The sequence below is a fragment of the Catellatospora bangladeshensis genome (assembly GCF_016862575.1).
Lineage (GTDB): Bacteria > Actinomycetota > Actinomycetes > Mycobacteriales > Micromonosporaceae > Catellatospora > Catellatospora bangladeshensis.
Window position 1 is genome coordinate 1 of record NZ_BONF01000023.1, and the last position, 26,579, is coordinate 26,579.

Consider the following 26,579-nt stretch of genomic DNA (forward strand, 5'->3'; position numbering starts at 1 on the left):
CGGGGTGGGGGCCTGTGCGCCGCTAGCCGACGCGCACGGTGACGATGCTGCGGGCCGGCACGGTGAATCGCAGCCGCGATCCCTCGATCTGGTACCCGTCCAAGTCCACGGGGCGCACCGTGTCCGGCGCGTCGAAGGTGTTGTGGCTGGTGGCGCTGTCCGCAGACAGGATCCGGGCGCGGTGCACGGTGGTGACACGCTGCGGCAGCTCGACGTCGGCTTTGACATCACCGTCCAGACCGGCGTTGGTCACCGAGATGGTGTACGCGTCGTCGCGCCACGACACCGTGTACTCGCCGTGCGTCCCGATCCTGCCGGGCGCGTCGCCAGGAGCAGGGCGGGCGTCGACGAACCAGGCGTCGTGGTGGTCGGTGTAGAGGTCGAACGCCCAGTAGGTCGGGGTCCTGACCAGGCGCGGGCCGTCGGTGAGCAGCATCGCCTGCAGGACGTTGACCATCTGTGCGATGTTCGTCATCCGCACCCGGCCGGCGTGCCGGTGGAACATGTTGAAGTTCAGCGCGGCGACCACCGCGTCGCGGATCGTGTTCTGCTGCTCCAGAAACCCGGGGTTGGTCCCCGGGGTCGGGTCGTACCAGGTCCCCCACTCGTCGACGATCAACCCCACCCGCTTGTCCGGGTCGTGCTTGTCCATGATGGCCGAGTGGCGTTCGAGCAGGGTCGCCATCTTCCTGGTACGCGCGATCGTGGCGTGCCACTCGTCGTCGCCGAAGTCGGTCGCCGAGCCCTTGGCGTCCCAGTTGCCGCTCGGGAGCGTGTAGTAGTGCAGGCTCAGCCCGTCCATGAACCGGGCGGCCGTGGACATCAGCACCTCGGTCCACTCGTAGTCGTCGTCGTTCGGGCCGCACGCGATCTTGTAGATCGGCAGCTCGCCGTACCGGCGGACGTAGGTCTGATACTGCCGGTAGTGGTTGGCGTAGTGCAGCGGGGTCATGTGCCCGCCACAGCCCCAGCTCTCGTTGCCGACGCCGAAGAAAGGCAGCCGCCACGGCTGCTCGCGCCCGTGCCGCTTGCGCAGGTCGGCCATCGGCGAGGTGCCGTCGAGCGTGATGTACTCGACCCAGTCCCGCATCTCCGCAACGGTGCCGCTGCCCACGTTGCCCGAGATGTACGCCTCCGCGTCGAGCTGGTGCAGCAACTCGAAGTACTCGTGGGTGCCGAAGGCGTTGGTCTCCACGACCCCGCCCCAGTGCGTGTTGATCGAGGTGGACCGCTCGGCCTCCGGCCCGATGCCGCGCTGCCAGTGGTACTCGTCGGCGAAGCAGCCGCCCGGCCACCGGACCAGCGGCACTTTGATCGCGCGCAGCGCCGCCACCACGTCGGATCGGATGCCGTGGCGGTTGGCGATGGGTGAGTCCTCGCCGACCCAGAGTCCCTCGTAGACGCACCGGCCCAGGTGCTCGGCGAACTGGCCGTAGATCCGCCGGTCGATGCGGTGCGTCCGGGCGCCCTCCGCAATGGTGATCATGGTGACTCCTCTGGCGGGGACGGCCGGACGAAGGCGAAGCCGTCGGGCTGCAAGACGATCTCGCCGACGGCGGTGTGGGCGAGCAGGTCGGTGCCTCGGATGGTGATCGTAACGGGATCGGCGCCGTGGTTGACGAGCGTGACCAGCTCACCCCGCCGGGCCGCCTCGACGCACGGCGGCAACGTCGGCCGGCCACTGCTCCGGGCTGTAGCCGTAGAGCACGCCGCGCAGCGCCGGTCACGCGGCGCGCTCACGACATCCGGCCACGGGCGCGGCGCCGCACGGCGACGGCGGCGAACGCCAGCACACCCAGGGAAGGCACCAGCAGCAGCGGGGACTGCCAGGTCAGCACGGCCGTGAGCACCACCGCGACGAGCAGGTGCAGCGCCGCGCCCAGGTCGGCGTCGAGCTGGTCGCGCAGCCCGCGGACCGCGGCGAGCCAGCCGCCGTCGCGGGTCCACTCCCCCGCCGCCATCACCACCGCGGTCGCGACGATGCCCAGGACGAGCCAGCCTGCGGCCGCCATCACGGTGCCGGCCGGGGTCGGGTCGGCGCTCGCCAGCCCGATCGCGAACACCGCCGCGGCGGCACCGGCCAGTGCCGCCAGCGCGACCGCCGCCCCGCCCGCCGCGGCGGCCCGCGCGTCGCGCCAGAGCACGGAAAGTGGCGATGCCTGGTCGTCGACGTACCGGCGCAGGTGGCCGATCCCCGCGGCCAGCGCTGCCGGCGCCGTCAGCACCGGCAGGGCGAGCAGCGCGACGGCGACGCCGGTCAGCAGCACCTCGCCGAGCAGCGCGAATCCCCCGGCGTACGCCGTCCGCGCCCTCATCCCTTCAGCCCCTGCGTCGCGACGCCCCGGATCAGCAGCCGCTGGAAGATGAGGAAGAACAGCAGCACCGGGATCAGGGACAGCAGTGAGGCGGCGACCGTGGCGCCGTAGTCGGAGGTGCTCGTCGCGTCGTTGTACAGGCGCAGCGCGACCGGCAGGGTGTAGTTCTCCGGCGAGGTGAGGTAGATCAGCGGTCCGAGGAAGTCGTTCCAGGTCCAGATGAAGCTGAAGATCCCGCCGGTGACCAGTGCAGGGCGCAGCAGCGGCAGGATGATCGACCGGAAGATGCGCGGGTGCCCGGCGCCGTCGATGCGGGCCGCCTCGTCCAGCTCCCGCGGGATGCCCCGGATGAACTGCACCATGAGGAACACGAAGAACGCCTCCGTGCCGAGGTACTTGCCGATCAGCAGCGGAACGTACGTGTCCAGCAGGTCGAGCTGGTTGAAGATGATGTACTGCGGGATGATGATCACGTGGAACGGCAGCAGCAGCGTGCCGATCATCGCCGCGAAGAACAGCCCTGAGCCCTTGAACGGGACCCGCGCGAAGGCGTACGCGGCCAGCGCGCTGGAGCCCAGCGTGCCGACGACCGCGAGCGACGCCACGATCAGCGAGTTGAGGGCGTAGCGCCACAGCGGGATGCCGGCGATGCCGTCCCACACCCGGACGTAGTTGTCCAGGGTCGGCTCCCACGGCAGCAGGCCGCTGTTGCGGCCGAACTCGCTCGACGGCTTGAAGGTGGCCGACAGCAGCCAGACGAGCGGGTAGAGCACGACGGCGGCGAGCAGGAGCAGCGCCAGATACCACACGATGGTGCTCGCCAGGCCGCGCCGCCGGGTGTGCTCGATCGCGGTCATCGCTGGTCTCCCGCGTAGTACACCCACGACCGGGCGCTCCGGAACATGATCGCCGCGATGATCGCGACGGCGACGAGCACGATCCAGGCGATCGCCGCCGCGTAGCCCATCTGCATGTCGGCGAAGCCGCGCTTGTACATGTAGAGCGTGATGAAGTTGAGCTGGCCGCCCGGGGCGCCCGAGCCGTTGGAGATGATGAACGCCGACCCGAACACCTGGAAGGCGTGGATGGTCTCCAGCAGCAGGTTGAAGAAGATGACCGGCGACAGCATCGGCACGGTCACCTTCCAGAACCTGTGGACCGGCCCGGCGCCGTCCACCTCCGCCGCCTCGTAGAGCTCGGTGGGGACCTGCTTGAGTCCCGCCAGGAAGATGACCATCGGGGCGCCGAACTGCCATACCACCAGAATGATCATCATGGGTATGGCCAGGTCGACGTCACCGACCCAGCCGCCCAGGTCGAGACCCAGGGACTTCAGCGAGGTGTCCACCGGGCCGTCACCGGCGAACATCGCCCGCCACACGATCGCGACGGAGACGCTGGCTCCGATGAGGCTCGGCGTGTAGAACGCCGACCGGAAGAACCCCGAGCCGCGCGTGATCGAGTTGAGCAGCAGCGCGACCGCCAGCGCCGCGGCGAGCTTGACCGGCGTGCCGATGAGCACGTACTCCAGGGTCACCTTCGCCGAGCGCAGGAAGATCGGATCGTCGGTGAACATCCGGGTGAAGTTGGCGAACCCGGCCCACTCCGGCGGGGTGAAGATGTCGTAGCGGGTGAACGCCAGATACAGCGAGACGGCCATCGGCCCGACGGTCAGGCCGAAGAACCCCACCAGCCACGGGGCCAGGAAGCCGTACCCGGCCATCGTCTCCCGCCGCCCGGCCGCACGGCGGTCTGCCGTGCGGCCGGGGCCGCGCGCCACCGGCGTCCCCACAGGAGTTGCCACTTGATCTCCACTCGGTCGGGTCCGGCGGGGTGCGCGTGCCTACTTCTTGAGGATCGTGTCCATCTCGCTGAAGAACTGGTCCACCGCCTGCTCGACGGTCACCGTGCCCAGGCCCAGCTCCTCGCCCAGCTGCCGGAACTTCTCCTCGATCGAGCCGTAGCCCACGACGGGGACGGGCGGCGCCTGGCCGAGCCGGTCGTTGATCGACTTCTCGTAGTCGAGGATCTTCTGCGACAGCGGGTCGAGCTTCACCCCGGCCAGGTGCGTCGCCGACGCCGGCAGGCCCCGGTTGGTGCCGAACACGGCACCCGCCTCCTGGCTGTTGACCAGGAAGTCCACCAGCAGCGCCGACGCCTCCGGGTGGTCGGTGTTGGCCGCGATGGCGTGCAGCATCGACGGCTTCAGGTACAGGTCCTTCGCGCCGGCCTTGGTCACCGGCGGGGCGGTCAGCGCCAAGCCGCTCGCGTCGACGCCCAGGTCACCGGCATAGCCGGCGCCGAAGTTGTCCCAGGTCAGCTCGCTGGCCGTCAGGCCCGCACCGAAGCCGGACTTCGGCGCGACCTCCAGCAGGCGCTTGGTCGGGATCGTCGCGCCGGTGGCCCGCAGCTGCGCGCCCCGGTTCCAGAACGCGGCCAGGTCCTCCTTGGTGAACTGCGGCGCGCCCGCGTCGTCGAACAGGCCCTTGCCGTCGGCCCGCAGGGTGATCTCGAAGTTCTGGATGCGGCCGGTCGGGTCGGTGCCGCCCCAGACCTTGCCGCCGCCGCCCTTCGCGACCGAGCCCATCCAAGCCGTGTACTCGTCCCACGACGTGCCGCCCGCGTACGCGGCCTCGCCCGACTTGCCGACCAGGGCGGTGTTGGTGAACATCGCCCACGCGTTGGTGCCGATCGGCAGCGCCGTCGTCACGCCGTTCACGACGCCGATGCCCAGCGTGGACTCGGTGAACCCGTCGGTCTTGAGCTGCTTGCCGAAGTACGGCTTCAGGTCGAGCAGCAGCTTGTTCTGCGAGTATTGGCGCAGGTAGGCGTAGTCGAACTGCATCACGTCCGGCAGGTCACGGCCCGCCGCCTCGATCTGGCGCTTCTCCCAGAACTCCGGGAAGGGCAGGAACGTCGAGTTGACGGTGATGTTCGGGTACTTCTCGTTGAACTTCGCGATCGCGTTCTTGTAGAAGCCCGCGCGCGTGTCGTTGCCCCAGAACGCCAGGTCGAGGGTGACCGGTGCGTTCGGATCGAAGTCGGCGCTGGGCCCCTCCGGGTCACCGCCGCATCCGGCGAGCAGGAGCGCCGCGCTCGCGACGGCAGCCATCGCGACCTTGAATCGTTTCATTAAGAGTGTCCCTTCTGGACGCGCGGCCGCCTAGGCAGCCGCCGAGCCGAACCACTGGCACTCCGCCCGGAAAGCGCTTGCTGGCCCACACTAATGAACACCTATGTGTTACGCAAGAGACTCCGGAAGGGACATAAATCGTTTCAATCAACGACGTCCGACGCGATGACCTGCATCACCGCTCGGCAGCCCGGCCGGCGGCGACCGGACGGCCCGGGTTGCGGCATCGAAGCTCCATCCGCACCGTCCGTCAGCACCGATGTGTCGGCGTGGGCGTCCGGTCCTTCGCCGATCACCGTCGGCTGAAGGAGACGCGATGAGGAAGATGCCCATTTATCGAACATGTCGGCGCAGGACCATCCGATGAGGACCAAGCGGACTACGGCGGCGGCCGCCCGCATCCTGACCTCACTGCTCGGCCTGCTGCTGGCCGCCGGCATCGTGGCCGTCGGGCAGCCGGCCACCGCGGCAGCGCCGACGCCGTCCTGGTGGAGCGGCGACTGCAACGTGAACAACCATCCCGGCTCCTACGCGCTGGGCGCGTCGTACAACGGCGTCAAGGCGTGCGGCACGACCATGAACAACAACGAGCGCCTGGTGCGCTTCTTCCCGGGCGCCTGGGGCGAGTACGAGTGGCAGTGCGTCGAACTCGTGATGCGCTACCTGTACCTCGTCCACGGCATCGCCCCGTACGGCGCCAACGGCAAGGACGTCGTCAACAACTATCCGGGCACCCTGCTCGCCAAGGTGAACAACTCGGGGTCCTCGACTCCGTCGCCCGGCGACATCGTCAGCATGTCCGCCACCGCCACCAACGCCTACGGGCACACCGCGGTGGTCACCGGCACCAGCCTCAACGGGTCCGGCACGGGCACGATCACGGTCATGGAGCAGAACAGCTCGGCGTCGGGTTCGCGCAGCATCACGGTGACCAACCGCGTCGTCGGCGGCAACGTCACCGGCTGGCTGCACGCGAACTCCGGCGGCGGCGGACAGCAGCCCCCGGGTCAGATCTCCTCCGGCATCGACACGCTCATCCATGGCAGCCGTGTCAACCTGCGCTGGGGCTCGGCAGCGGGCGCGACGGAGTACCGCGTCTACCGCGACGGTGTCCAGGTCGCGTCGACCGGCGGCACCACTTTCCTGGACATCGGGGTGTCGGCGGGGCAGGCGTACACGTACACCGTCGTAGCGCGCAACGACTCCGGCCCGTCGTCGCCGGTCACCCGCTACGTGCAGACCACGGCCGAGGCGGCCGACCGGGCGTTCCTGTCGACGAAGGACGGGCCTGCCATGTGCGGACGGGCCGGTGACGAGACCACGAAGCTGCTCGTCTGCAACGTGCGCAAGGCCACCGGCTGGACCGCGTCGTACTCGCCGGCCACGGACTGGGGTTACGCGACCGACCGGTCCTGGCTGGTCAACGCCGACGGCACGGTCTCCTACTGCCGCCGGGTCAACAACGGCAACCAGGCGACATGCGACCGTTTCGACGGCACTGCCTGGACCTCCTCCACTTCCCCGCAGACCGATCTCGGCTACCACGAGAACCGGGCGTACCTGAGCACCAAGGACGGACCTGCGATCTGCGCCCGGGCGGGTGACCAGACTGCCCAGACGCTCGTCTGCACGGTGTGGAAGACGTCCGGATGGTCGACGGTCGCCTCCGCCGCCGGTGACTGGGGCTACGACACCGACCGGTCCTGGCTGACCAACACCGACGGCACCGTGTCCTACTGCCGCCGCGTCAACAACGGCGACCAGGCCAGGTGCGACCGCTTCGACGGCACCGACTGGACCTCGTCCACGTCGCCGCAGACCGACCTCGCCTACCACGACAACCGGGCGTACCTGCCGACCAAGGACGGCCCGGCGGTCTGCGGCCGGGCAGGCGACCAGAACGCGCAGGCCCTGGTCTGCACCGTGTGGAAGCCCTCCGGCTGGGTGACGGCCACCTCTGCGATCGGGGACTGGGGGTACGCGGCGGACCGGGCGTGGCTGACCAACGCCGACGGCACCGTCTCCTACTGCCGCCGCGTCAACAACGGCAACCAGGCCAGGTGCGACCGCTTCGACGGCACCGACTGGAGCTCGTCCACGTCGCCGCAGACGGACCTCGGCTACCCGGACAACCGCGCCTACCTGAGCACCAAGGACGGCCCGGCGGTGTGCGGCAGGGCCGGGGACCAGACGGCACAGTTCCTGACGTGCACGGTCTGGAAGGCCACCGGATGGGTGACGGTGTCCTCGCCGCCCGACGACTGGGGGTACGCGGCAGACCGGGCTTGGCTGACCAACGCCGACGGCACGGTGTCCTACTGCCGCCGCGTCGGTCAGGGCCACCAGGGCCTGTGCGACAGGTTCGACGGCACGCGCTGGGACTCGCCGCTGTCGGGCAACATCGACCTGGGCTACCCCGAGAACCGTGCGTACCTGAGCACCAAGGACGGACCCGCGATCTGCGGCCGGGCAGGGGACCAGAACTGGCAGAGCCTCGTCTGCAACGTGCGGACGACCGGCGGATGGGTGTCGTCGTCCTCGCCCCGCGTCGACTGGGGCTACAGCACCGACCGTGTCTGGCTCACCAACGCCGACGGCACCGTCTCCTACTGCCGCCGGGTCAACAGCGGCAACCAGGCAACGTGCGACCGCTTCGACGGCGCCGCCTGGACCTCGTCCACCTCGCCGCAGACCGACCTCGGCTACCCCGAGAACCGGGCGTATCTGAGCACCAAGGACGGCCCGGCCGTCTGCGCCCGCGCCGGTGACCAAAACTGGCAGACCCTTGTCTGCACCGTACGCACCGCCGGCGGCTGGATCTCGTCATCCTCGCCGCGCACGGACTGGGGATACAGCACCGACCGAGTCTGGCTCACCAACGCCGACGGCACCGTGTCCTACTGCCGCCGCGTCGGCCTCGGCGACCAGGTCCTCTGCGACCGCTTCGACGGCACGCAGTGGACGTCATCCACCTCACCGCGCACCGACCTCGGCTACGCCGAGAACCGTGCCTACCTCAGCACCAAGGACGGACCCGCGATCTGCGGACGGGCAGGCGACCAGGCGTCGCAGTTCCTCGTCTGCAACGTGAAGAAGGCCACCGGCTGGACGATGGCGACCTCGGCGCCCAACGACTGGGGGTACAGCACCGACCGGACCTGGCTCACCAACGCCGACGGCACCGTGTCCTACTGCCGCCGGGTGGGCGCCGGTGACCAGGTCCTCTGCGACAGGTTCGACGGCACGCAGTGGACCTCGACGATGTCGCCGCGGTTCGATCTCGGATACGCCGAGAACCGCGCCTACCTGCCCACCAAGGACGGCACGGCGGTCTGCGGCCGGGCCGGTGACCAGGTGTCCCAGTTCCTGGTGTGCAACGTCGGCAGATCCGGCGGATGGGTGTCGGTGAACTCCCCACCCGACGACTGGGGCATCAGCACCGACCGGGCCTGGCTGGTCAACGCGGACGGCACGACCTCCTACTGCCGCCGGGTGGGCCAGGGCAACCAGGCGCTCTGCGACCGGTTCGACGGCGTGAAGTGGGACTCGCCCGTCTCCGCCAGCCGTGACTACGGGTATCCCGACACGTTCTGGTGACCGGCGCCCGGGTCTCGGCAGCCGACCGCCATACGGCCGGTTCCCGAGACCCGGGCGTTCGCGATCAGCTCGGCCGCAGGGCGGCGAAGACCTCGGGCCAGTTCGCCGGCAGGTTGCCGAAGACGAAGCGCTGGTAGGACGTCATGAGGTGCTTGGCCGCCCGGCTCACCTCGGCGTCGGGCGAGCGCGTGGCGGCGACGCACCGGTCGAGGCAGTCCCACTCGTCGCGCTCCGGCTCGGGCACGCCGATCGTGACCAGCGCGGCCTGCACCGTGTCGTCGGCGAAGAACGAGTCGTCCCAGGCCGTCGCCGCGCCCATCAGATAGATGAGCTGCGTGCCGGGCGTCAGCCGCTCCGCCGCGAGCGTCTCGCTGTCATAGGTCCGGTCCTCGTCCTCACCCACGATGCCGGACAGCTCGAAGGACGAGTCGACCAGGTCGCGCCAGTACGCGACGTCGTGCGCGCCGTCCATCTGCAGCATGTGCTCGCTCGCGAACCGCGCCATCCGCGCCGGGTCGTCGATCAGCGGTGAGACCGCCGTGTCCATGCTGTAGTCGAACCCGAAGAACCACCTGCGCCCGTCGACCACCATGGACTCGATGCCTCCGACGCGGCCCTCACGGTCCTCGATCGGTATGTCGTCTGCCATGAGACGTGAGTCTAGGGCCCTCGTTGACGCATCGGTCATTGCCGATTTACGATGTGGCCCTTCGGCGAACCAGCACGCGTTTTCCCTGCCCGCATGTCCCCCGCCCGGGAGCGCCCGCATGAGCCGCCGCCGAAGCATCCTGCCCGCCATCGTCACCCTCGCCGCCCTGGTGCTGTCCGCATCCGTGGCCGCGCCCGCGTCCGCCGCGCCCCGATTCCGGGTGCTGGTCTTCTCCAAGGTCACGAACTTCTACCACGACTCGATCCCCGCCGGGGTCGCCGCCGTGCAGCAGCTCGGCGCCGCGCACAACTTCGAGGTCGAGGCGACCACCGACGCCGCCGCGTTCACCGACGCCAACCTGGCCCGCTTCGACGCGCTGGTCTTCAACAACACCAACTCCACGCCGGCCTCGGGCGCCCTGCTCAACGCCGCGCAGCGGCTCGCCCTGCAGAACTTCATCCGTAACGGCGGAGGCTGGGCGGGGCTGCACGCCGCGTCGGCCAGCGAGCGCGACTGGACCTGGTACGACGGCCTGGTCGGCACGATCTTCGACTACCACCCGGACTTCACCGCGACCGGCGGGGTGTTCCCCGGGCGGATCAAGGTGCTCGACCGTGCCCACCCGTCCACCCGCAACCTGCCTGAGCTGTGGGAACACAGCGAGGAGTGGTACAACTGGAAGACCAACCCGACCGGCCGGGTGCACACCCTCGCGCAGATCAAGGTCCGCGACGGCATCTCCGGCCTGGACGAGGGCGTCGACCACGCGTACTCGTGGTGCCAGAACTACGACGGCGGCCGGTCCTGGTTCACCGCGGGCGGGCACAGCAGCTCGGCGTTCAGCAACGCGCTGTTCCTGGACCACCTGCGCTGGGGCATCGAGTGGGCGGCGGGTGCGGTCGCCGGTGACTGCAGCGCCACCCAGAACGGGCAGTTCCAGCGCGTCCCGCTGGTCAGCGAGGACCTGGCCGACCCGTTCGAGCTGGCCGTGGCGCCCGACCGGCGCGTGTTCTACATCCAGCGCACCGGTGCCGTGAAGGTCATCGACCAGGCCACGCTGGCGGTCACCACGCTGATCGACTTCGCGTACACGCCCACCCAGACCAGCCAGTCCGACGGGCTGCTGGGGCTGACCCTGGACAACAACTTCGCCACCAACAACTGGCTCTACCTGCTGTGGTCGGACAAGACCCTGAACCAGCTGAACCTGTCCCGGTTCACCGTCAGCGGGAACACCATCGCGCTCAGCTCGGAGAAGCGGCTGCTGACCATCCCGACGCTGCGCGGCGAGGCCCGCGCCAACTCGCACATGGGCGGCTCCATCGCCATGGGCAGGGACGGCAACCTGTACGCCGCGATCGGCGACAACACCGACCCGTTCGAATCCGGCGGGTACACCCCGATCGACGAGCGGGCGGGGCGGCGCGCGTTCGACGCCCAGGGCACCTCCGGCAACACCAACGACCTGCGCGGCAAGATCCTGCGCATCCGCCCGCAGGCCGACGGCACCTACACCGTCCCGGCGGGCAACCTGTTCGCGCCGGGCACGGCCAAGACCAGGCCCGAGGTGTACGCGATGGGCTTCCGCAACCCGTTCCGGATCACCGTCGACCCGCTGTCCAACGCCGTGCTGGTCGCCGACTACGGCCCCGACGCGACAGCCGCCAACGCCAACCGCGGTCCCGAGGGCACGGTCGAGTTCAACCGGCTCACCAGCGCCGGCAACTACGGCTGGCCGTACTGCATCGGCAACAACATCCCCTTCAACGACTACAACTTCGCCACCAGCACCTCCGGGGCGAAGTTCAACTGCGCCGCGCCGGTCAACAACTCCCCCAACAACACCGGCCTGACGAACCTGCCGGCCGCCCGCAGCGCGCTGGTCTGGTACGCCTACTCCGCCTCGGCCCAGTTCCCCGAGGTCGGCACCGGTGGCGGTGGCCCGATGGGCGGCCCCGTCTACGACTACGACCCCGCCAACCCGCGCATCTCGAAGTTCCCGGAGTACTTCGAGGGCAAGTGGATCGTCTACGAGCTGACCCGCCAGTGGTGGAAGACGCTGTCCATCCACCAGACCGGGCAGACGTTCACCGACCCGCGCTTCGGCCCGACCACGCCCGGCGCGCTGCAGTCGATCAACGGCATCTTCGCGGGCATGAGCTGGATCCAGCCGTTCGAGGCCGAGTTCGGGCCCGACGGGTCGCTGTACGTCATCGACTTCGGGGCCGGGTCCGGCAGCGGGCGCGGCGGCTCCAACGAGGGCGCGGGCATCTACCGCATCGACTACGTGGCCAACGGCGTGCCGCCCACCGCGAAGATCACCGCAAGCCGGGACAACGGCCCGGCGCCGCTGGCCGTGACCTTCTCCAGCGCCGGATCGATCGGGGCGAGCAGCTACGCGTGGGACTTCGACGGCAACGGCACCGTCGACTCCACCGCCGCCAACCCGTCGTACACGTACACCGCCAAGGGCCGGTTCAGCGCCCGGCTGACCGTCACCGGCGCGGCCGGGCTGACCGCCGTGGCCAGCACCGAGATCACCGTCGGCAACACCCGCCCGACCGTCACCATCAACGTGCCGCAGGGCGGGTTCTTCGAGTTCGGCGACCGCATCCCGTACACGGTCACCGTCACCGACCCGGAGGACACCGCCATCGACTGCAACCGGGTCGTGGTGCAGACGCTGCTCGGGCACGACTCGCACGCCCACCCGCTGGACAACTACGTCGGCTGCTCCGGCACGCTGGTCACCGAGTCCGGCGGCGGCGACGGGCACGGCCCCGGCACCAACCTGTTCACCCTGATCAGCGCGCAGTACACCGACGGGGGCGCGGCCGGCGCACCGGCCCTGGTCGGCTCGCTGCAGGTCGAGTTGCAGACCCGCAGCATGGAGGCCGAGCACTTCGACGCCCAGTCCGGGGTGACCGTGTTCGACCGGGCGACGGCGCAGGCGGGCAGGCGGCTCGGCGACCTCGACAACGGGGACTGGATCAACATCGGGCCGGTCAACCTGCAGAACATCAGCGGGGTCGTGGTCGGCGCGAGCTCCGCGGGCACCGGCGGCACGATCGAGTTCCGCAACGGCTCCCCCACCGGCCCGCTGCTCGGCACGGCGACGATCCCGGTCACCGGCAGCTACGACTCCGTGGTGTCGCCGACCGTCGCGCTGACCAACCCGGGCGGCACCTTCACGCTGTACCTGAAGTTCGTGAAGTCAGGGCAGACCGGCGACCCCGACATCATGGCCCTGGACTGGCTGCGCTTCAACGGCCGCGGTGTGAAGGCCGAATCCGGCGCGACGCTGACGACCAGCGCCACGCCCACCACCGGCACCGGGCCGCTGACCGTCAACTTCACCAGCACGTCCACGGCCCCGCCAGGGCGCACCATCGTGGACCGCGAGTGGCGCTTCGGCGACAACACCGCCACGGTGCACGCCGCCACGGCCAGCCACGTGTACACCCGCAAGGGCGTCTACACCGCGTGGCTCACTCTGACCGACAGCGCGGGCGCCACCCAGTCCAGCAGCGTGATCATCACCGTGAACTAGACCGGACCGGGCCCGGACCAGACCGGGCCCGGACCAGCGCAACGGGGGTCTGGTAGACGAAGGAGGTGCCGCAGGCGCAGTGACCAAGCTCCGATGTGGTGGGTAACCACTTGTCCGGCGCACCGCGTACACATAGCGTCGGCGAGCAGCCGTCATCACGAGGAGTCACGTGACCCACCCGCCGCTCGCCCCAGCCGCCCCCACCGACACCCCGACCGCACCGGTCGCCCATGAGGAGCAGCGGGTCGCGTGGGCGGAGCTGTTCTTCGACCTGATCTGGGTCTTCGCGATCACCCAGATCACCACGACCCTGGCCGGGGCGCACAGCGCCGGCGAGGCCGCCCGCACGGTGCTGCTGTTCCTGCCGCTGTGGTGGGGCTGGGTCGGCACGACCCTGGTGGCGAACCTGGCCGGCAGCCGGGTCGACCGGGCATCCGGCCGGATGGTGCTGTTCGGCGCCGCCGGCTGCGGCCTGCTGGTGTCGGTGGCGATCGGGCAGGCGTACGGGGACCGCGCGATCCTGTTCGCCGTCGCCTACACCGTGCTGCGGCTGGTGCTCTGGGCCGTGCGCGGCGCGCTGCCCGGCGTGTCACGGCGGCTCGCGCTGGAGCCGTTCGCGGTCGCGCTGTTCGTCAGCGCCCCGCTGTACCTGGCGGGCGCCGTGCTGGGCGGCACGTGGCAGACCGCGCTGTGGGTGACCGCGGCGCTCATCGAGCTGAGCAGCCCGCGGCTGCTGCGGCGGCGGCTGGCCGAGCTGCGGTTCGAGACCGCGCACCTGCCCGAGCGGTTCGGCCTGGTGCTGATCATCGCGCTGGGCGAGACCGTGGTGGCCACCGGCAACCAGGCCGCCGCGGGCCTGCTGGGGACGCCGGAACTGGTGGCGCTGGCGCTCGCGTTCACGCTCATCGTGCTGCTGTGGTGGACGTACTTCCACTTCGGCGCGCCCGCGGTGCGGCACAGCCTGGAGCACACGCCCGCGCAGTCCCGCATCGTCACCGACGTGTTCAGCTACGCGCACCTCGGCTACGTGGTGGCCATCGTGCTGGTCGCGGTCGGGCTGAAGAAGCTGCTCGGCCACCCCTTCGACACGCCGCACAGCCTGCCCGAGCTGCTGCTGGCACCCGGTGTCGCGCTGTACCTGTGGGGGTTCTGCTACGCCCGCTGGCGCATGTTCGGCGCGGCGACCGTGCAGCGGGTGACCGCCGCCGCTGCCTGCTGCGCCGTGGCCGCCGCGGCTGGGCTGCTCCCGATCGCGGTCACCGCCGCCCTGCTGGTCGCGGTGCTGCTCGCGCTCAACGGGTTCGAGATCTGGATCGTGCGTACCGGCCGGCCCCTGCCGCTGCTGCGGCTGCCCCGCGGGCGCGCCGGTGGCCACGATGAACCAGGCCAAGGTCCGGCGGCGGCCGAGGTGTAGTGCTCGCGGCGAGGCGTTAACGTCGGGCCATGACCTACCACGACCGCACAGCCGAGGTCTGCGGCATCGTCACCGAGCAGCTGCCCGGCTACCCGGTCGGCACGGTGGCGCTGCTCGGCGAAGGCGCGGACAACGTCGCGTACGAGGTCAACGGCGAGCTGATCGTAAGGTTCGCCAAGGAGCCGGACCCCGGCGCCCGGATCAAGAGGGTGAACGCCGAAGCCGGGTTGCTCGCCGTCGTCGCGGACGTCTCCCCCGTGCCCGTTCCCACGCCGGCCTTCACGGTCGCCGAGCAGGGCTGCCTGGCGTACCACAAGCTCGACGGCCGGCCCCTGATCGGGCTGCCGATCGCGCAGCGCGTGGCGAGCGGCATCGTTGTCGCCGCCGCGCTCGGGGAGTTCCTGGCCGCGCTGCACAGCGTGCCCACCGACCGGATCGCCGAGCTGGTGGGCGTCGACGACGAGCCGCTGCAACGGTGGCTCGACGAGGCCGCCGAACTGTATGCGGACGTCGCGCCGCTGGTGCCGCCGACTTATCGTCCGGCCGTGGAGGCGTTCCTGGACGCTCCGCCGCCCGCCGACGGAACGCACACTCTCGCCTTCTCCCACAACGACCTGGGCATCGAGCATGTGCTCGTCGATGACACCGGCTCGGCGGTGACCGGTGTCATCGACTGGAGCGATGCCGCGCTCTGCGATCCCGCATACGACTTCGGGCTGCTGTACCGCGATCTCGGCCCCGACGCGCTGCACGCGGCCCTGCGCGGCTATCGCACCGAGGCCGCCACGGCCCGGGACCTCAGCGGCCGCGCCGCCTTCTACGCCAGGTGCAGCGTGCTGGAGGACATGGCGTACGGGATCGAGCAGGGACGCCGCGAGTACCTCGACAAGAGCCTGGCCGCGCTGGTCTGGCTCTTCCCCGGTGCGGAGCCGTGAGGGCGCGCCCGCTCCGGTCGAGGTCCACCTCGGCGTTGCAGGTCAGGGCCGATCGCGGGTAGTCCTGCGGACACGGACTCGCCTCGCGGTGCCGAGCGGTCCATACTTATCGACATGCCTGAATCGATGCCGGAAGCTCTGGACACGCCCCCGCTGTCGCGCCGCGCCCTGCTGCGCGCGGGCGCGCTCGGCATCGTCGTGGCGGGCAGCGCCCAGGTGATCGCCGGACCCGCGTACGCGCGCGCGCCCGGACCCGGCTACGGCCCGCTCGTGCCCGATCCCGCGGGCCTGCTCGCCCTGCCTGCGGGCTTCTCGTACCGGATCGTCGCGGAGTCCGGCCGGACCGTGCTGGCCTCGGGCGAACCCACGCCGAGCGACCCCGACGGCACCGCCTGCTTCCCCGCCCGGCACGGGTTCGCCCTGGTCAACAACCACGAGATCGACGGCGGCGAGCCCTTCGGCGTGCCGCAGCTCAAGGGCCTGACCTTCGATCCGGGCGCGTACGGCGGCACCACCACCATCGACGTCGACCACCGCGGCCGCCGGCTGCGCGAGTACGGGAGCCTGGCCGGCACGCACAACAACTGCGCCGGCGGCGTCACGCCCTGGGGCACCTGGCTGACCTGCGAGGAGACCGAGCAGCGCGCCGAGGGACCGTTCGCGCACGACCACGGCTGGGTCTTCGAGGTCGACCCGTTCGACGCGGGCGCCAACGCCGCCCCGGTGCCGCTGAAATTCCTCGGCCGGTACGCCCACGAAGCCGTCGCCGTCGACCCCCGTACCGGCGCGATCTACCTGACCGAGGACGCCCGCACCCCGAACGGCCTCTTCTTCCGCTGGCTGCCGCCGCAGGGGTACCGGGGCGGCCGGGGCGCGCTGCGCGGGCTGGCGCTGAGCAAGGGCGGCGACACCGCGGGACGCCTGCAGGCGCTGCGCGCGTGGCGCGACGGGGTGCCCGTCGGCGACCTGTCCGAGGCCGCCGCGCCGGGCACCGTCTTCCCGGTGACCTGGGTGGACGTGCCCGACCGGCTCGCGGCCGACACCTCGGTGCGCAGGCAGTTCGCCGACGGTCAGGTCACCCGGGCGCACAAACTGGAGGGTCAGTGGTGGGGCGACGGCGGCGCGTACTTCGTGTCCAGCTACGCCCGCTTCGACGACGGCGCCGCCGCCGAGCACGACGGCCAGGTCTGGTTCCACGACCCACGGCGGCAGACCATCGAGCTCAAGACGGTTTTCGGGGTGAACCCGGATCCGAAGGCCGAGGGCGGCTACGACGGTCCGGACAACATCACCGTGTCGCCGTACGGCGGCGTCATCCTCGCCGAGGACGGCGCGGGACTGTCGCATCTGGTCGGGGTGAACGGCCGCGGCCACACCTACCCGCTGGCCCGCAACGAGACCGGCGAGGGCGAGTTCGCCGGCCCGGTCTTCAGCCAGGACGGCCGCATCCTGTTCGCGGCCATCCAGTCACCGGGTCTGGTGTTCGCGATCACCGGACCGTGGCGGTGCTGATCCGCAAGGCCGGCGGGTGCCGTACTTCGAACTGACTGTCAGACGGGGAGGACGAACAACGGACGGGCCCACCCCCGATGAGGGCGGGCCCGTCAGACGTCCGTACGTCCGGTCAGCCGGCCAGGTTGAGGTCCACCAGCAGCGCGTCGGCGAGGCTGGACTCGGCGGCGTCGTCGGAGTGCTGCGGGCGCGAGGACGGCAGCACGAACTTGTAGCCGACCTGGCGCACCGTGCCGATCATCGCCTCGTACTCCGAGCCGAGCTTGGCGCGCAGGCGCCGCACGTGCACGTCCACGGTGCGGGTGCCGCCGAAGTAGTCGTAACCCCACACCTCGCGCAGCAGCTGGTCGCGGGAGAACACCCGGCCCGGGTGCTGCGCGAGGAACTTCAGCAGCTCGAACTCCTTGTAGGTGAGATCGAGGTGCCGTCCCTTGAGCTTCGCCGCGTAGGTGTCCGGGTCGATGGTCAGCTCGCCACCGCGGATCAGGCCGCCGGCCGCCGCGGCCGCCGAGTTCAGCCGTCCGGTCGCCAGGCGCAGCCGCGCCTCGACCTCGGCCGGTCCGGCACCGGCCAGGATCACGTCGTCCACGCCCCAGTCGGCGTTGACGGCGACCAGACCCGCCTCGGTGACGACCGCGATCAGCGGCACGCCGATCCCGGTGGCGTGCAGCATCCGGCACGTGGCGCGGGCCTCGGACAGCTCCGAACGCGCGTCGACCAGGACCGCGTCGGGGGTGGACGCCGAGACCAGGGTGCGCACGTCGCGGGGGGCGGTGCGCACGGTGTGCGGGAGCAGGTCGATCGCGGGCAGGACGGCCGATGGCTCACCGGCGCGTGCGGTGACCAGGAGCAGGATTTCCATGGCTCGCCTCCGTCGTTCGCGAACGGTGCCGCAGGGCTGCGGTGCCGTGTCGATCCCGGCGTCGCTGACGGGCGATTAGGGCATGAGCATAACCGAATGGCGGGCAAAGACCAGTGATTGATTTCTTCGTCACTCCCGTCTTTACCAGCGCATTCCCGGTTTATTTCCGGCATGTTTCCGCGTTGCTCGGGAGCCTATTGGCGCGCTTCTCGATGCGGGACGGACGGCGGCGCGCACCGCCCGTCCCGGCCTCGGTCAGTAGACGCGTGCCAGCAGCACCTGAGCCGAATGAGGGCCTGGTGAGCTGTAGTGACGCACGGTCAGGTAGAACTCGCGCTCGGCCGCGCCCCCGGAGTTGATGCGCTGGACGTACCAGGTGCGCTCGATGCTGAAGAACGGGATGTCGTCGTCGGGGCGCAGGCTGACGGCGTACACGGCGGTGAGCGGGTTGGCGTTGTTCCAGTGCCAGGTCTTCGTCGAGGCGGGGGCCATGGATCCGGTCGACCAGGTGCTGGACGCGGCGATCGCGTACACCCGCACCTCGGCCTGGCAGGTGATGGAGCCGACGTTGTCGGCGGCGATGCCGTGGCGGCGCTCGCCCTCGTTGTTGGTGATCTGCATGATCCGGCCGACCTCCCACCTGCAGGGCGCGGCGGAGGTCGCGCCGCTCGGGATCAGGGCGACCACCAGGGCCGTCGTCGACGCGTCGCTGTCGTAGTAGTACCACGTCCCGGCGCGCTGCCCGGCCGGGGCCGACGCGGTCGGGCCGAGCTTGGCGGTCGGGCCGATCCAGCTCAGCAGCGCCGTCGCGGAGCAGGCGAGGTCGCCGACGTTGGTGACGGTGAACCAGTACTCCAGCTCGCTGACGCCCGAGTTGAGCCGCTGCTCGTACCACTCGCGGGTGACCTCGAACTCGCAGGTCGAGGTGGGGGTGGCGCCCTGCGGGGAGAGTCCGACCCGGTAGGCCAGGCCCGCGTCGGCGTTGTTCCAGTGCCAGGTCTTGCTCGCGCCCGGCGCCATCGTGCCGGTGCTGAAGGTGTATTGGCCTGCGGCGGCGTGCGCGGGACTGCCGGGCAGGACGATCACGGCGGCCGCCAGGCAGAGCCCGGCGAGCGCGCGGAGGAATCGATACATGCACGTAAGTAAAAGGTAAACAAACCTAACAGTCAATCTCGTGCGCGCCCGTCACGCGGCGAGCGCCGCGTAGCGGCCCCCGTCCTGCACGAGGTCGGCGTGGGTGCCGGATTCGAGGATGCGGCCGTGGTCGACCACGGCGATCTGGTCGGCGTCGCGCACGGTGGACATCCGGTGCGCGATGGTGATCGTGGTGCGCCCGCGGGACAGCTCGTCGAGGGCGCGCTGCACGGCGCGTTCGGTCTCGGTGTCCAGGGCGCTGGTCGCCTCGTCGAGGACCAGGACGCGGGGGTCGCGCAGCAGCGTACGCGCGATGGCGATGCGCTGCTTCTCGCCGCCGGAGAAGCGGTGCCCGCGCGAGCCGACCATGGTGTCGTAGCCGTCGGGCAGCTCGGTGATGAGGTCGTGGATCTGCGCGGCGCGGGCCGCCCGCTCGATCTCGGCGTCGGTCGCGTCGGGCTTCACGTAGCGCAGGTTCTCCCGGATGGTGGTGTGCAGCAGGTACGTCTCCTGGCTGACCACGCCGACGATGCGGGCGAGGTCGGCCAGCCGCAGGTCGCGCAGGTCGACGCCGTCGACGGTGATCCGCCCGGCGGCCGGGTCGTAGAGCCGGGAGACGAGCGCCGCGATGGTGCTCTTGCCGGAGCCGGTCGCGCCGACCAGCGCCAGCGACGTCCCGGCGGGCACGTCGAGGCTGACCCCCGCGACGGCGGCGGTGCCACTGCCGGGGTACGCGAACGTGACGTCCTCCAGGCGCAGGTGCCCCGCGACGCGGGCCGGGTCGATCGTGACCGGACGCGCCGGGTCGTCGACGTCCACGGGCAGGTCGAGATACTCGAAGATGCGCGCGAACAGGGCCAGCGAGCTGGTCAGCGAGACGCCGACGTTGAGCAGCCCCATCAGCGGCCGGAACAGGCTGCCCTGCAGCGCGGTGAACGCGACCAGGGTGCCGATGCTGAGCGCGCCGGCGGTGGCGGGCAGGCCCGCGCTGAGGTAGATGACCGCGGGGATCGCGGCGAAGATGATGCTCATCGAGGCCATCCGCCAGCGCCCGGCCAGCTCCGAGCGCAGCTCCAGGTCGATCAGGCGCGCCGACGACGCGGCGAATCGCTCGACCAGTGCGGGGCCGGTGCCGGTGGTCTTGCTCAGCTGGACGCCGCTGACCGACAGGCCCTCCTCGATGGTGACGTTGAGGTCGGCCAGCTCACGCTGGCGCTGCGCGGTGATGGTGCGGCGCATGCGCGCGACGCGGCGGGTCAGGTACACGGCCGGGGGCATGACCACGAGGGAGACCAGCGACAGCTGCCAGGACAGGGCGGCCATGGCCACGGCGGTCGCGACGGTGGTGGTCAGGTTCGACGCGACGGACGTGGCGGTGGAGGTGACGACGGCCTGCATGCCGCCGATATCGTTGGTGATGCGCGACTGCACCTCGCCCGCGCGGGTGCGGGTGAAGAACGCGATGGACTGGCGGTGCAGGTGGGCGAAGACGTCGGTGCGCAGCCGGTGCATGATCTGCTGCCCGACGTTGGTGGAGATCCAGGTCTGCACGACACCGAGGGCGGCGGTGAGCCCGGCCACCGCGACCATGCCGAGCACGAGCCAGACCAGCAGGGTCAGGTCGGCCTGGGGCAGCGCGACGTCGATGACCTCACGCAGCAGGAACGGCGAGGCCATGCCGATCACCGACGAGGCCACGATGATGGCGGTGACCAGGGCGATCTGCCCGCGATGGGCGCTGAACAGGCCGCCGACGCGGCGCAGCGAGACCTCGCGGGCCTGCGCCTTCTCCTCGGCGGTCACGCTCTTGGGTCCGCCGCGGCGGCCCTGTTCGAAGCTGGGGCTGTCCAAGGGGTGGTTCCTTCCGTCGGATACTGAGGTTACCTCACTATGAGGTAACAACCGCATCCGCTGCTACGCTATTCCGCGTGGATCAGCACGACGAGGGTGCCCTGTCTGAGGCGTTCTGGGCGGTTGCCCGCCACCTGCGCCACCTGACGAAGGCCGCGCTGACCCCGTGGCAGATCAGCCCGTCGCAGTCGCGGGCGCTGCGGGTGCTCGCCCGCCAGGACGCGCTGCGCCTCAACGAGCTGGCCGAGCAGCTGCGCATCGCGCCGCGCTCGGTGACCGAGGTCGTCGACGACCTGGCCGCCCGCGGCCTGGTGGAGCGGCGGCCCGACCCCGCCGACCGCCGGGCGACCCTGGTCGCGCTCACCGGCGAGGGGCGCGCGACCGCACAGGCCATCGCGGACGCCGGGCGCGCCGAGACGGAGCGCTTCTTCAGCACGCTGCCCGACGCCGACCGCGCGCACCTGGTCCGCATCCTGCGCGGGCTCACCCCCTGAGCCGCACCAGCGGGCCACACGGACGAGGCCGCAACTGCTGACAGTTGCGGCCTCGTGGTGGGGCGCGACCTCCGGGCGCCCCGCGGCGGCTCAGTGCGGCTGCCGGTCCGAACGGCCGAGGATCAGGTCGGCCACCAGCGCGGTCCAGCCCGTCTGGTGGGCCGCGCCGAGCCCCGACCCGTCGTCGCCGTGGAAGTACTCCGGGTAGATCAGCCGGTCGCGCCAGTCCGGGTGGGACTGGAACAGCTCGGTCCGCCCGTACACCGGCCGCCGGCCGTCCCCGTCCCGCAGGAAGATGCCCACCAGCCGCTCGGAGAGGCAGGCGGCGATCTCGTTCAGGGTCCGCCGGGTGCCGGAGCCCGTCGGGTACTCGAACGTCGCCGACTCCCCCAGGAAGTCGCCGAACTGCCTGAGCGCACCGATGAGCAGGTAGTTCACCGGCATCCAGACCGGGCCGCGCCAGTTCGAGTTGCCGCCGAACGCCCCGGTCCGGGACTCGCCCGGCTCGTAGCCGACGCTGTGGTCCCAGCCACCGAGGTTGATCACGAACGGCTCACCGGCGTGCACGCGCGAGATGCTGCGCAGGCCGTACGCGCTGAGGAACTCGCCCTCGTCGAGCATCCGGGACACGATCGGCTCCAGCTGATCCATGGTCACCATCGACAGCAGCCGGTGCCGCTCGCCCGACGCACGGGTCCGCTGCTCGCCTACGACCGCCGCGTACTGGGCCTTGTGCTCCAGGAACCAGCCGACCCGCTCGACCAGGTCCTTCAGCCGGCCATACGTGCCCTCGCGCCACGTCACGGTCGCCACCAGCGGGATCAGGCCGACGATCGAGAACACCCGCAGCGGGATCGGCGGCTCGTTGCCGACCCGGAGCGTGTCGCAGTAGAAGCCGTCCTTCTCGCTCCACAGCGACTGCGCCGCCGCGGTGATGTACGCGAAGTGCTCGAAGTACTTCGTCGCCACGTCCTCGTAGCTGGGGTTACGCTCGGCGAGGCGGACGGCGATCTCCAGCAGGTTCGCCGCGTACATCGCCATCCAGCCGGTGCCGTCGGACTGCTCCATCCGGCCCTCGACGGGCAGCGGCGCCGACCGGTCGAACGGGCCGATGTTGTCCAGCCCGAGGAAGCCGCCCTCGAAGACGTTGTTGCCGTCGGCGTCCTTGCGGTTGACCCACCAGTTGAAGTTGAGCATCAGCTTGTGCATGACCCGCTCGAGGAAGTCGAAGTCACCGCCGCCGTCCAGCTCGAACACGCGCAGCGCCGCCCACGCGTGCACCGGCGGGTTGACGTCGCCGAACGCCCACTCGTACGCCGGGACCCGCCCGTCGGGATGCATGTACCAGTCCCGGACCAGCAGGAGCAGCTGCTGCTTGGCGAACGCCGGATCGACGCGCGCGATCGCGACGCAGTGGAACGCGAGGTCCCAGGCCGCGAACCACGGGTACTCCCACGGGTCCGGCATGGAGATGACGTCGGCGGCGGCCATGTGCCACCAGGCGCTGTTGCGCCCGTGCAGGCGGCTGGCCGGCGGGGTGACCGTGGTCCGGTCCCCGATCAGCCACTCGCCGACGTCGTAGCGGTAGAACTGCTTGCCCCACATCAGGCCGGCGATCGCGCCGCGCACCACGCGGGCCTCGTCCTCGGTCGACCCGGCGGGCATCAGGCCGGCGAAGAACGCGTCCGATTCGGCCCGGCGGTCGGCCATGACCCGCGCGAAGCCGTCCCCGAGGTCGGTGGAGCCGTCGGCGGGCGCCGCCAGCCGCAGCCGGATCTGCCGGGACTCCCCCGCCGGCACGTCGAGCACGTAGTGCAGCGCCGCCTTGGTGCCGGTCCGTGCCGGGTTCACGGTGTCGGCGCCGTGCACGACGTGGTCGTTGATGCCGTCCTTCGGGTACGCCGAGCGGCCCGGCGAGCCCCACAGCCGCTCGCTGTTGGTCTCGTTGTCGCAGCACAGCGCGGCGGGCGCGCCGTCACCGACCAGCTCGATCGTGCCCAGCTCCGGGTGCTCGCCGGTGAGGCGGCCGTCATGGCCGGTGATCACCGGCACCGCGTCGTGGCGGGGGCGGCCCCAGGCCCACGTGTTGCGGAACCACAGCGTCGGCAGGACGTGGATCGTCGCGGCCTCCGGCCCCCGGTTGGCGACCGTCACCACGATGCACATGTCAGTCGGGGAGGCCTTCGCGTAGTCGGCGGTGACCGACCAGTAGCGGTCGCCCTCGAAGACCCCCGTGTCGACCAGCTCGAACTCCGGCTCGTCCCGGCTCCGGCGGGCGTTGGTCTCGACCAGCTGCCGGTACGGGAACTCCGCCTGCGGGTAGTGGTAGCGCCAGCTCATGTGGGAATGGGTCGGGGTCGAGTCCTCGTACCACCAGTACTCCTTGACGTCCTCGCCGTGGTTGCCCTCGGGGCCGGTGAGGCCGAACATGCGCTCCTTGAGGATCGGGTCCCGGCCGTTCCAGAGGGCGAGCGCGAAGCAGAAGCGCTGCCGGTCGTCGCAGACGCCGCCCATGCCGTCCTCGTTCCAGCGGTAGGTCCGCGAACGCGCGTGGTCGTGCGGGAAGTAGCTCCAGGCCTCGCCGGTCGCGCTGTAGTCCTCACGCACCGTGCCCCAGGCGCGTTCGGACAGGTACGGCCCCCAGGCTCGCCAGGGCACCGTGCCCGCGTCGGCCTGGGCCAGGCGGTCCTTTTCGGGGCTTGCATCAGTGTTCGTAGTCATTTGCTCATCATCGACACTGGCGGGCCGCCCGCAGACCGATTCCGCACTTTCGGCCACTCCACCCTGGCGCGAAGATCACGCTCTCATGTCGAAACCTGCGGCTCAGCCTCACGTCCCGACACGAGTCGCTGATCATGGGAGGGGACGGCGGGGGCCGAGCGGGTGGCCTCCGGGGCCGGCGGCGCGGCACCGGAGGCCGGTTCCCTACTCGACCTGGGCCGCGACGGCGCGCAGCTGGCCGAGGGTGGTGCGGAAGCCCTTACCCGCGGCCGCCGGGTCCTCCGCGAGCAGGCCGCTCACGGCCATCGCCTGCGAGCGGGTCGTCGCGGCGGCCTGGTCCTCCGCGCCGGTCACGTCGAAGATCCCGAAGTCGCCGGTGAGCGTGCTGTACGCGCCCGACGCGGCATCGCGCGACAGGTAGAGCACCACCGTCTGGCCCGGCTCCAGCTTCGACATGTGCACCATGTCGACGACCTTGCCGTTCAGCCCGGTCAGGGTGAGCCGGTCACCGGCCTTGGCCGTGGCCCCGTTCGCGGCGCGCAGGACCTCGTCGACCCGGAACCCGGCGGCCTCGACCTGGCCACGGGCGACCAGGTCGGCGGTCTCGGTGAGCTCGCGGACCGTGGCGTACCCCCGCAGCTTGCCCAGCGCGGGCGGCGCGGCCTCGCTCGGCGCGGCCGCCGCCGTGGTGGGCGCGGCGGCGGGGGTGGCCTGCTCGGCGCTGCCGCAGGCGGCCAGGGCCGCGGCCGCGAGCAGGGCCGCGGCGGCCGCCGCGACGCGGTGGGGGTGCGTGCTTGCCATGGAGCGCTCCTAGCGTGTCGGTGCCGGCCGGACGGTCGCCCGGTTACGGCGGTCCTCTCACCAGGTATCTGTGCGGCGCGGGCGCCGGGTTCCCGAAATCTTCAGCCGCGTGCGCGGGCGAGGGCGCGCAGCTCGGCCAGCGGCGCGGCGAACCGGCCTCGCACGGTGGCGTCCTCCGCGCGCAGCCCCGTCACGGTCATCGTCTCGGAGCGCGCGGTGGCCGTCTCCCCGCTGACGTCGAAGATCCCGAAGTCGCCGCTCAGCGTCGTGTACGCGCCGGCGGCCGGGTCGGCGGCGGCCAGGTAGAGCACGGTGTGCTGGCCGGGCGCGAGCGCGGACATGCCCGCGATCGGCGTCGCCCGCACCGTGATCTCGGCGGTGCCGGGCAGGCCCGGCGCGCGGTAGAGCACCTCCGCGACCCGCACCACCACGTCGCCGCCGGAGCCTTCGGCGCGTACGACCTCGCCACGTACCACCAGGTCCGCGGTCTCGGTGAGCTGGCTGACGGTGCCGTATGCGCGGATCTTCGCGACCGGGCCGCCGCCCGTGGGCTCGGCGGCGGGTGTGGTCGCTCCGGGCGTGGGCAGGGTGACGACGCTCCCCCGGTCTCCAGCATTGATCATCACGGCGGCCGTACCGGCGAGCGCGGCCGCGGCCGCCAGGGCCAGCACCGGCCGCAGCAGGGTCCGGCGCGGCGCGGCCACCGGGCGCGGGTCGCGGATCGCGTGCAGCAGACGGGTGCGGTGCCACTCGTGGCGGCCCGGTGGCAGGTCGCGGTGGCCGGGGTCGGGCAGCAGCTCGGCCAGGTCGGCGAGATCGGCCGCTGTGGGCCGGTCGTGCGGCGGGTACGCCTTCATCGGTTGCCCTCCTTGGCGAGTCGGACGACGCCGTCCGGTATCTGTCCGGCCGGCCCGGCCGGGTTCCGGGGCACCCGGTCGACGAGGGCGCGCAGCCTGGTCCGGGCCCGGGACAGGCGCGAGCGCACCGTGCCGACCGGCACGCCCAGCGCCCGCGCCGCCGACTCGTAGTCCAGGCCCTCCCACAGGCACAGGGTCACGACCTCGCGTTCCTGGCGGCGCAGCTTGGCGAGGGCGGCGATCGCGGCGGTCAGGCGGGCGCCGTCGTCGATGCGCCCGGCGACCCGGTCGGCGTGGTCGGGTTCGCTGAAGTCCTCGGCGTGCAGGGCCGCGGCGGCGGCGCGGTAGCGGCGGTTGCTGCGGGTGTGGTTGCGGGCCTCGTTGGTGGCGATGCCGAGCAGCCACGGCCGCAGCGACCCGCCGTCCTCGCCGATCCGCTCCCGGGAGCGCCAGGCCTGCAGGTACGTGGCGGCCATGACGTCCTCGGCGACGGACCAGTCGGCGGTGAGCCGGAACGCGTGGTTGTACACCGACCGCGCGTACTGGTCGAACAGCTCGGCGAACGCCGTGGCGTCACCCGCCCGGATCCGGGCGCGCAGACTCGACTCCATGACCACTTCTCTGTCCGTTGCCCGCCGGGAGTTCCGTGATCCGGGTCACCCCGCACCCCCGGCCTGCCTGCGGCGACAGTAGCCCGCACGGGCGAGGTTTCGGGAACCGTACATCCGGTATCCAGACTCAGGAGCCGCTGGCG

19 protein-coding genes are annotated in these 26,579 nt (G+C 71.2%); 6 read left to right on the forward strand and 13 right to left on the reverse strand.

All coding sequences use genetic code 11. The features are described from left to right. Nucleotides 1-22: 22 nt before the first annotated feature. The 5 genes from Cba03nite_RS19910 to Cba03nite_RS19930 all read right to left on the reverse strand — a co-directional run bounded on the left by Cba03nite_RS19910 (nt 23) and on the right by Cba03nite_RS19930 (nt 5,448). Nucleotides 23-1,486 carry an alpha-N-arabinofuranosidase gene (locus Cba03nite_RS19910; RefSeq protein ID WP_203748269.1) on the reverse strand — a complete coding sequence of 488 codons (1,464 nt, stop codon included), beginning with the start codon at nt 1,484-1,486 and terminating at the stop codon, nt 23-25. Nucleotides 1,487-1,736: 250 nt separating this feature from the next. Then, nucleotides 1,737-2,315 carry a hypothetical protein gene (locus tag Cba03nite_RS19915; protein ID WP_203748272.1) on the reverse strand — a complete coding sequence of 193 codons (579 nt, stop codon included), beginning with the start codon at nt 2,313-2,315 and terminating at the stop codon, nt 1,737-1,739. Further along, nucleotides 2,312-3,172, reverse strand: a complete 861-nt coding sequence (locus Cba03nite_RS19920) for a carbohydrate ABC transporter permease (RefSeq protein ID WP_203748275.1) — start codon at nt 3,170-3,172, stop codon at nt 2,312-2,314. The genes Cba03nite_RS19915 and Cba03nite_RS19920 overlap by 4 nt, the downstream gene beginning before the upstream one ends. Then, the gene (locus tag Cba03nite_RS19925; RefSeq protein ID WP_239125892.1) at nt 3,169-4,119 is read right to left on the reverse strand and encodes a carbohydrate ABC transporter permease; all 951 of its coding nucleotides are present in this window, start codon (nt 4,117-4,119) and stop codon (nt 3,169-3,171) included. Before Cba03nite_RS19925 ends, Cba03nite_RS19920 begins: the two co-directional genes overlap by 4 nt. A 39-nt stretch (nt 4,120-4,158) precedes the next feature. After that, nucleotides 4,159-5,448, reverse strand: a complete 1,290-nt coding sequence (locus tag Cba03nite_RS19930; RefSeq protein WP_203748277.1) for an ABC transporter substrate-binding protein — start codon at nt 5,446-5,448, stop codon at nt 4,159-4,161. Between the two features lie 363 nt (nt 5,449-5,811). Between Cba03nite_RS19930 and Cba03nite_RS19935 the strand changes: the two genes are divergently transcribed. Further along, on the forward strand, nt 5,812-9,045 hold the full coding sequence (locus Cba03nite_RS19935; RefSeq protein ID WP_203748279.1) for a CHAP domain-containing protein: 3,234 nt from the start codon (nt 5,812-5,814) through the stop codon (nt 9,043-9,045). 64 nt (nt 9,046-9,109) lie between these two features. On the opposite strand, the gene Cba03nite_RS19940 is transcribed toward Cba03nite_RS19935, so the two are convergent. Next, nucleotides 9,110-9,694, reverse strand: a complete 585-nt coding sequence (locus Cba03nite_RS19940) for a hypothetical protein (protein WP_203748281.1) — start codon at nt 9,692-9,694, stop codon at nt 9,110-9,112. A gap of 118 nt (nt 9,695-9,812) precedes the next feature. Here Cba03nite_RS19940 and Cba03nite_RS19945 point away from each other — a divergent pair, with 118 nt between their 5' ends. From Cba03nite_RS19945 to Cba03nite_RS19960, 4 genes are all read left to right on the forward strand, one after another. Next, a complete protein-coding gene (locus Cba03nite_RS19945; RefSeq protein WP_239125893.1) occupies nt 9,813-13,244 on the forward strand; it encodes a ThuA domain-containing protein in 3,432 nt (1,143 codons plus the stop codon). A 169-nt stretch (nt 13,245-13,413) separates the two neighbouring features. Continuing rightward, on the forward strand, nt 13,414-14,658 hold the full coding sequence (locus Cba03nite_RS19950; protein ID WP_203748283.1) for a low temperature requirement protein A: 1,245 nt from the start codon (nt 13,414-13,416) through the stop codon (nt 14,656-14,658). A 29-nt stretch (nt 14,659-14,687) separates the two neighbouring features. Further along, a complete protein-coding gene (locus tag Cba03nite_RS19955; RefSeq protein ID WP_203748285.1) occupies nt 14,688-15,593 on the forward strand; it encodes a phosphotransferase family protein in 906 nt (301 codons plus the stop codon). Between the two features lie 114 nt (nt 15,594-15,707). Beyond that, complete coding sequence (locus Cba03nite_RS19960; RefSeq protein ID WP_239125894.1) at nt 15,708-17,105, forward strand: alkaline phosphatase PhoX; 1,398 nt, start codon at nt 15,708-15,710, stop codon at nt 17,103-17,105. A 112-nt stretch (nt 17,106-17,217) separates the two neighbouring features. Here Cba03nite_RS19960 and Cba03nite_RS19965 read toward each other — a convergent pair whose 3' ends face one another. The 3 genes from Cba03nite_RS19965 to Cba03nite_RS19975 form a co-directional block, all read right to left on the reverse strand. Then, nucleotides 17,218-17,967: a winged helix-turn-helix transcriptional regulator gene (locus Cba03nite_RS19965; RefSeq protein WP_239125895.1), complete on the reverse strand. Its 750-nt coding sequence runs from the start codon at nt 17,965-17,967 to the stop codon at nt 17,218-17,220. Between the two features lie 255 nt (nt 17,968-18,222). Next, nucleotides 18,223-19,101, reverse strand: a complete 879-nt coding sequence (locus tag Cba03nite_RS19970; RefSeq protein WP_203748287.1) for a hypothetical protein — start codon at nt 19,099-19,101, stop codon at nt 18,223-18,225. A 51-nt stretch (nt 19,102-19,152) separates the two neighbouring features. Further along, a complete protein-coding gene (locus tag Cba03nite_RS19975; RefSeq protein ID WP_239125897.1) occupies nt 19,153-20,904 on the reverse strand; it encodes an ABC transporter ATP-binding protein in 1,752 nt (583 codons plus the stop codon). Nucleotides 20,905-21,029: 125 nt separating this feature from the next. Between Cba03nite_RS19975 and Cba03nite_RS19980 the strand changes: the two genes are divergently transcribed. Beyond that, nucleotides 21,030-21,446 carry a MarR family winged helix-turn-helix transcriptional regulator gene (locus Cba03nite_RS19980; protein WP_203748292.1) on the forward strand — a complete coding sequence of 139 codons (417 nt, stop codon included), beginning with the start codon at nt 21,030-21,032 and terminating at the stop codon, nt 21,444-21,446. A 90-nt stretch (nt 21,447-21,536) separates the two neighbouring features. On the opposite strand, the gene Cba03nite_RS19985 is transcribed toward Cba03nite_RS19980, so the two are convergent. The 4 genes from Cba03nite_RS19985 to Cba03nite_RS20000 form a co-directional block, all read right to left on the reverse strand. After that, a complete protein-coding gene (locus Cba03nite_RS19985) occupies nt 21,537-24,167 on the reverse strand; it encodes an MGH1-like glycoside hydrolase domain-containing protein (RefSeq protein ID WP_203748295.1) in 2,631 nt (876 codons plus the stop codon). Nucleotides 24,168-24,371: 204 nt separating this feature from the next. Then, nucleotides 24,372-24,968, reverse strand: coding sequence for a hypothetical protein (locus tag Cba03nite_RS19990; RefSeq protein WP_203748298.1), 597 nt, complete (start codon nt 24,966-24,968; stop codon nt 24,372-24,374). Nucleotides 24,969-25,069: 101 nt separating this feature from the next. After that, nucleotides 25,070-25,825 (reverse strand): hypothetical protein, encoded by a 756-nt coding sequence (locus Cba03nite_RS19995; protein ID WP_203748301.1) that lies wholly within the window; start codon nt 25,823-25,825, stop codon nt 25,070-25,072. Next, nucleotides 25,822-26,436, reverse strand: a complete 615-nt coding sequence (locus tag Cba03nite_RS20000; protein ID WP_203748304.1) for an RNA polymerase sigma factor — start codon at nt 26,434-26,436, stop codon at nt 25,822-25,824. The genes Cba03nite_RS19995 and Cba03nite_RS20000 overlap by 4 nt, the downstream gene beginning before the upstream one ends. Nucleotides 26,437-26,579: the final 143 nt, after the last annotated feature.

Excerpts from the sequence above, each read along its gene's own strand:
- Cba03nite_RS19910 (WP_203748269.1), bottom strand. The coding sequence starts at position 1,486 with ATGATCACCATTGCGGAGGGCGCCCGGACGCACCGCATCGACCGGCGG.
- Cba03nite_RS19930 (WP_203748277.1), bottom strand. The coding sequence starts at position 5,448 with ATGAAACGATTCAAGGTCGCGATGGCTGCCGTCGCGAGCGCGGCGCTC.
- Cba03nite_RS19965 (WP_239125895.1), bottom strand. The coding sequence starts at position 17,967 with ATGGAAATCCTGCTCCTGGTCACCGCACGCGCCGGTGAGCCATCGGCC.
- Cba03nite_RS19915 (WP_203748272.1), bottom strand. The coding sequence starts at position 2,315 with ATGAGGGCGCGGACGGCGTACGCCGGGGGATTCGCGCTGCTCGGCGAG.
- Cba03nite_RS19935 (WP_203748279.1), top strand. The coding sequence starts at position 5,812 with ATGAGGACCAAGCGGACTACGGCGGCGGCCGCCCGCATCCTGACCTCA.
- Cba03nite_RS19985 (WP_203748295.1), bottom strand. The coding sequence starts at position 24,167 with ATGACTACGAACACTGATGCAAGCCCCGAAAAGGACCGCCTGGCCCAG.
- Cba03nite_RS19945 (WP_239125893.1), top strand. The coding sequence starts at position 9,813 with ATGAGCCGCCGCCGAAGCATCCTGCCCGCCATCGTCACCCTCGCCGCC.
- Cba03nite_RS19960 (WP_239125894.1), top strand. The coding sequence starts at position 15,708 with ATGCCTGAATCGATGCCGGAAGCTCTGGACACGCCCCCGCTGTCGCGC.
- Cba03nite_RS19995 (WP_203748301.1), bottom strand. The coding sequence starts at position 25,825 with ATGAAGGCGTACCCGCCGCACGACCGGCCCACAGCGGCCGATCTCGCC.
- Cba03nite_RS20000 (WP_203748304.1), bottom strand. The coding sequence starts at position 26,436 with ATGGAGTCGAGTCTGCGCGCCCGGATCCGGGCGGGTGACGCCACGGCG.
- Cba03nite_RS19955 (WP_203748285.1), top strand. The coding sequence starts at position 14,688 with ATGACCTACCACGACCGCACAGCCGAGGTCTGCGGCATCGTCACCGAG.
- Cba03nite_RS19940 (WP_203748281.1), bottom strand. The coding sequence starts at position 9,694 with ATGGCAGACGACATACCGATCGAGGACCGTGAGGGCCGCGTCGGAGGC.
- Cba03nite_RS19990 (WP_203748298.1), bottom strand. The coding sequence starts at position 24,968 with ATGGCAAGCACGCACCCCCACCGCGTCGCGGCGGCCGCCGCGGCCCTG.
- Cba03nite_RS19920 (WP_203748275.1), bottom strand. The coding sequence starts at position 3,172 with ATGACCGCGATCGAGCACACCCGGCGGCGCGGCCTGGCGAGCACCATC.
- Cba03nite_RS19970 (WP_203748287.1), bottom strand. The coding sequence starts at position 19,101 with ATGTATCGATTCCTCCGCGCGCTCGCCGGGCTCTGCCTGGCGGCCGCC.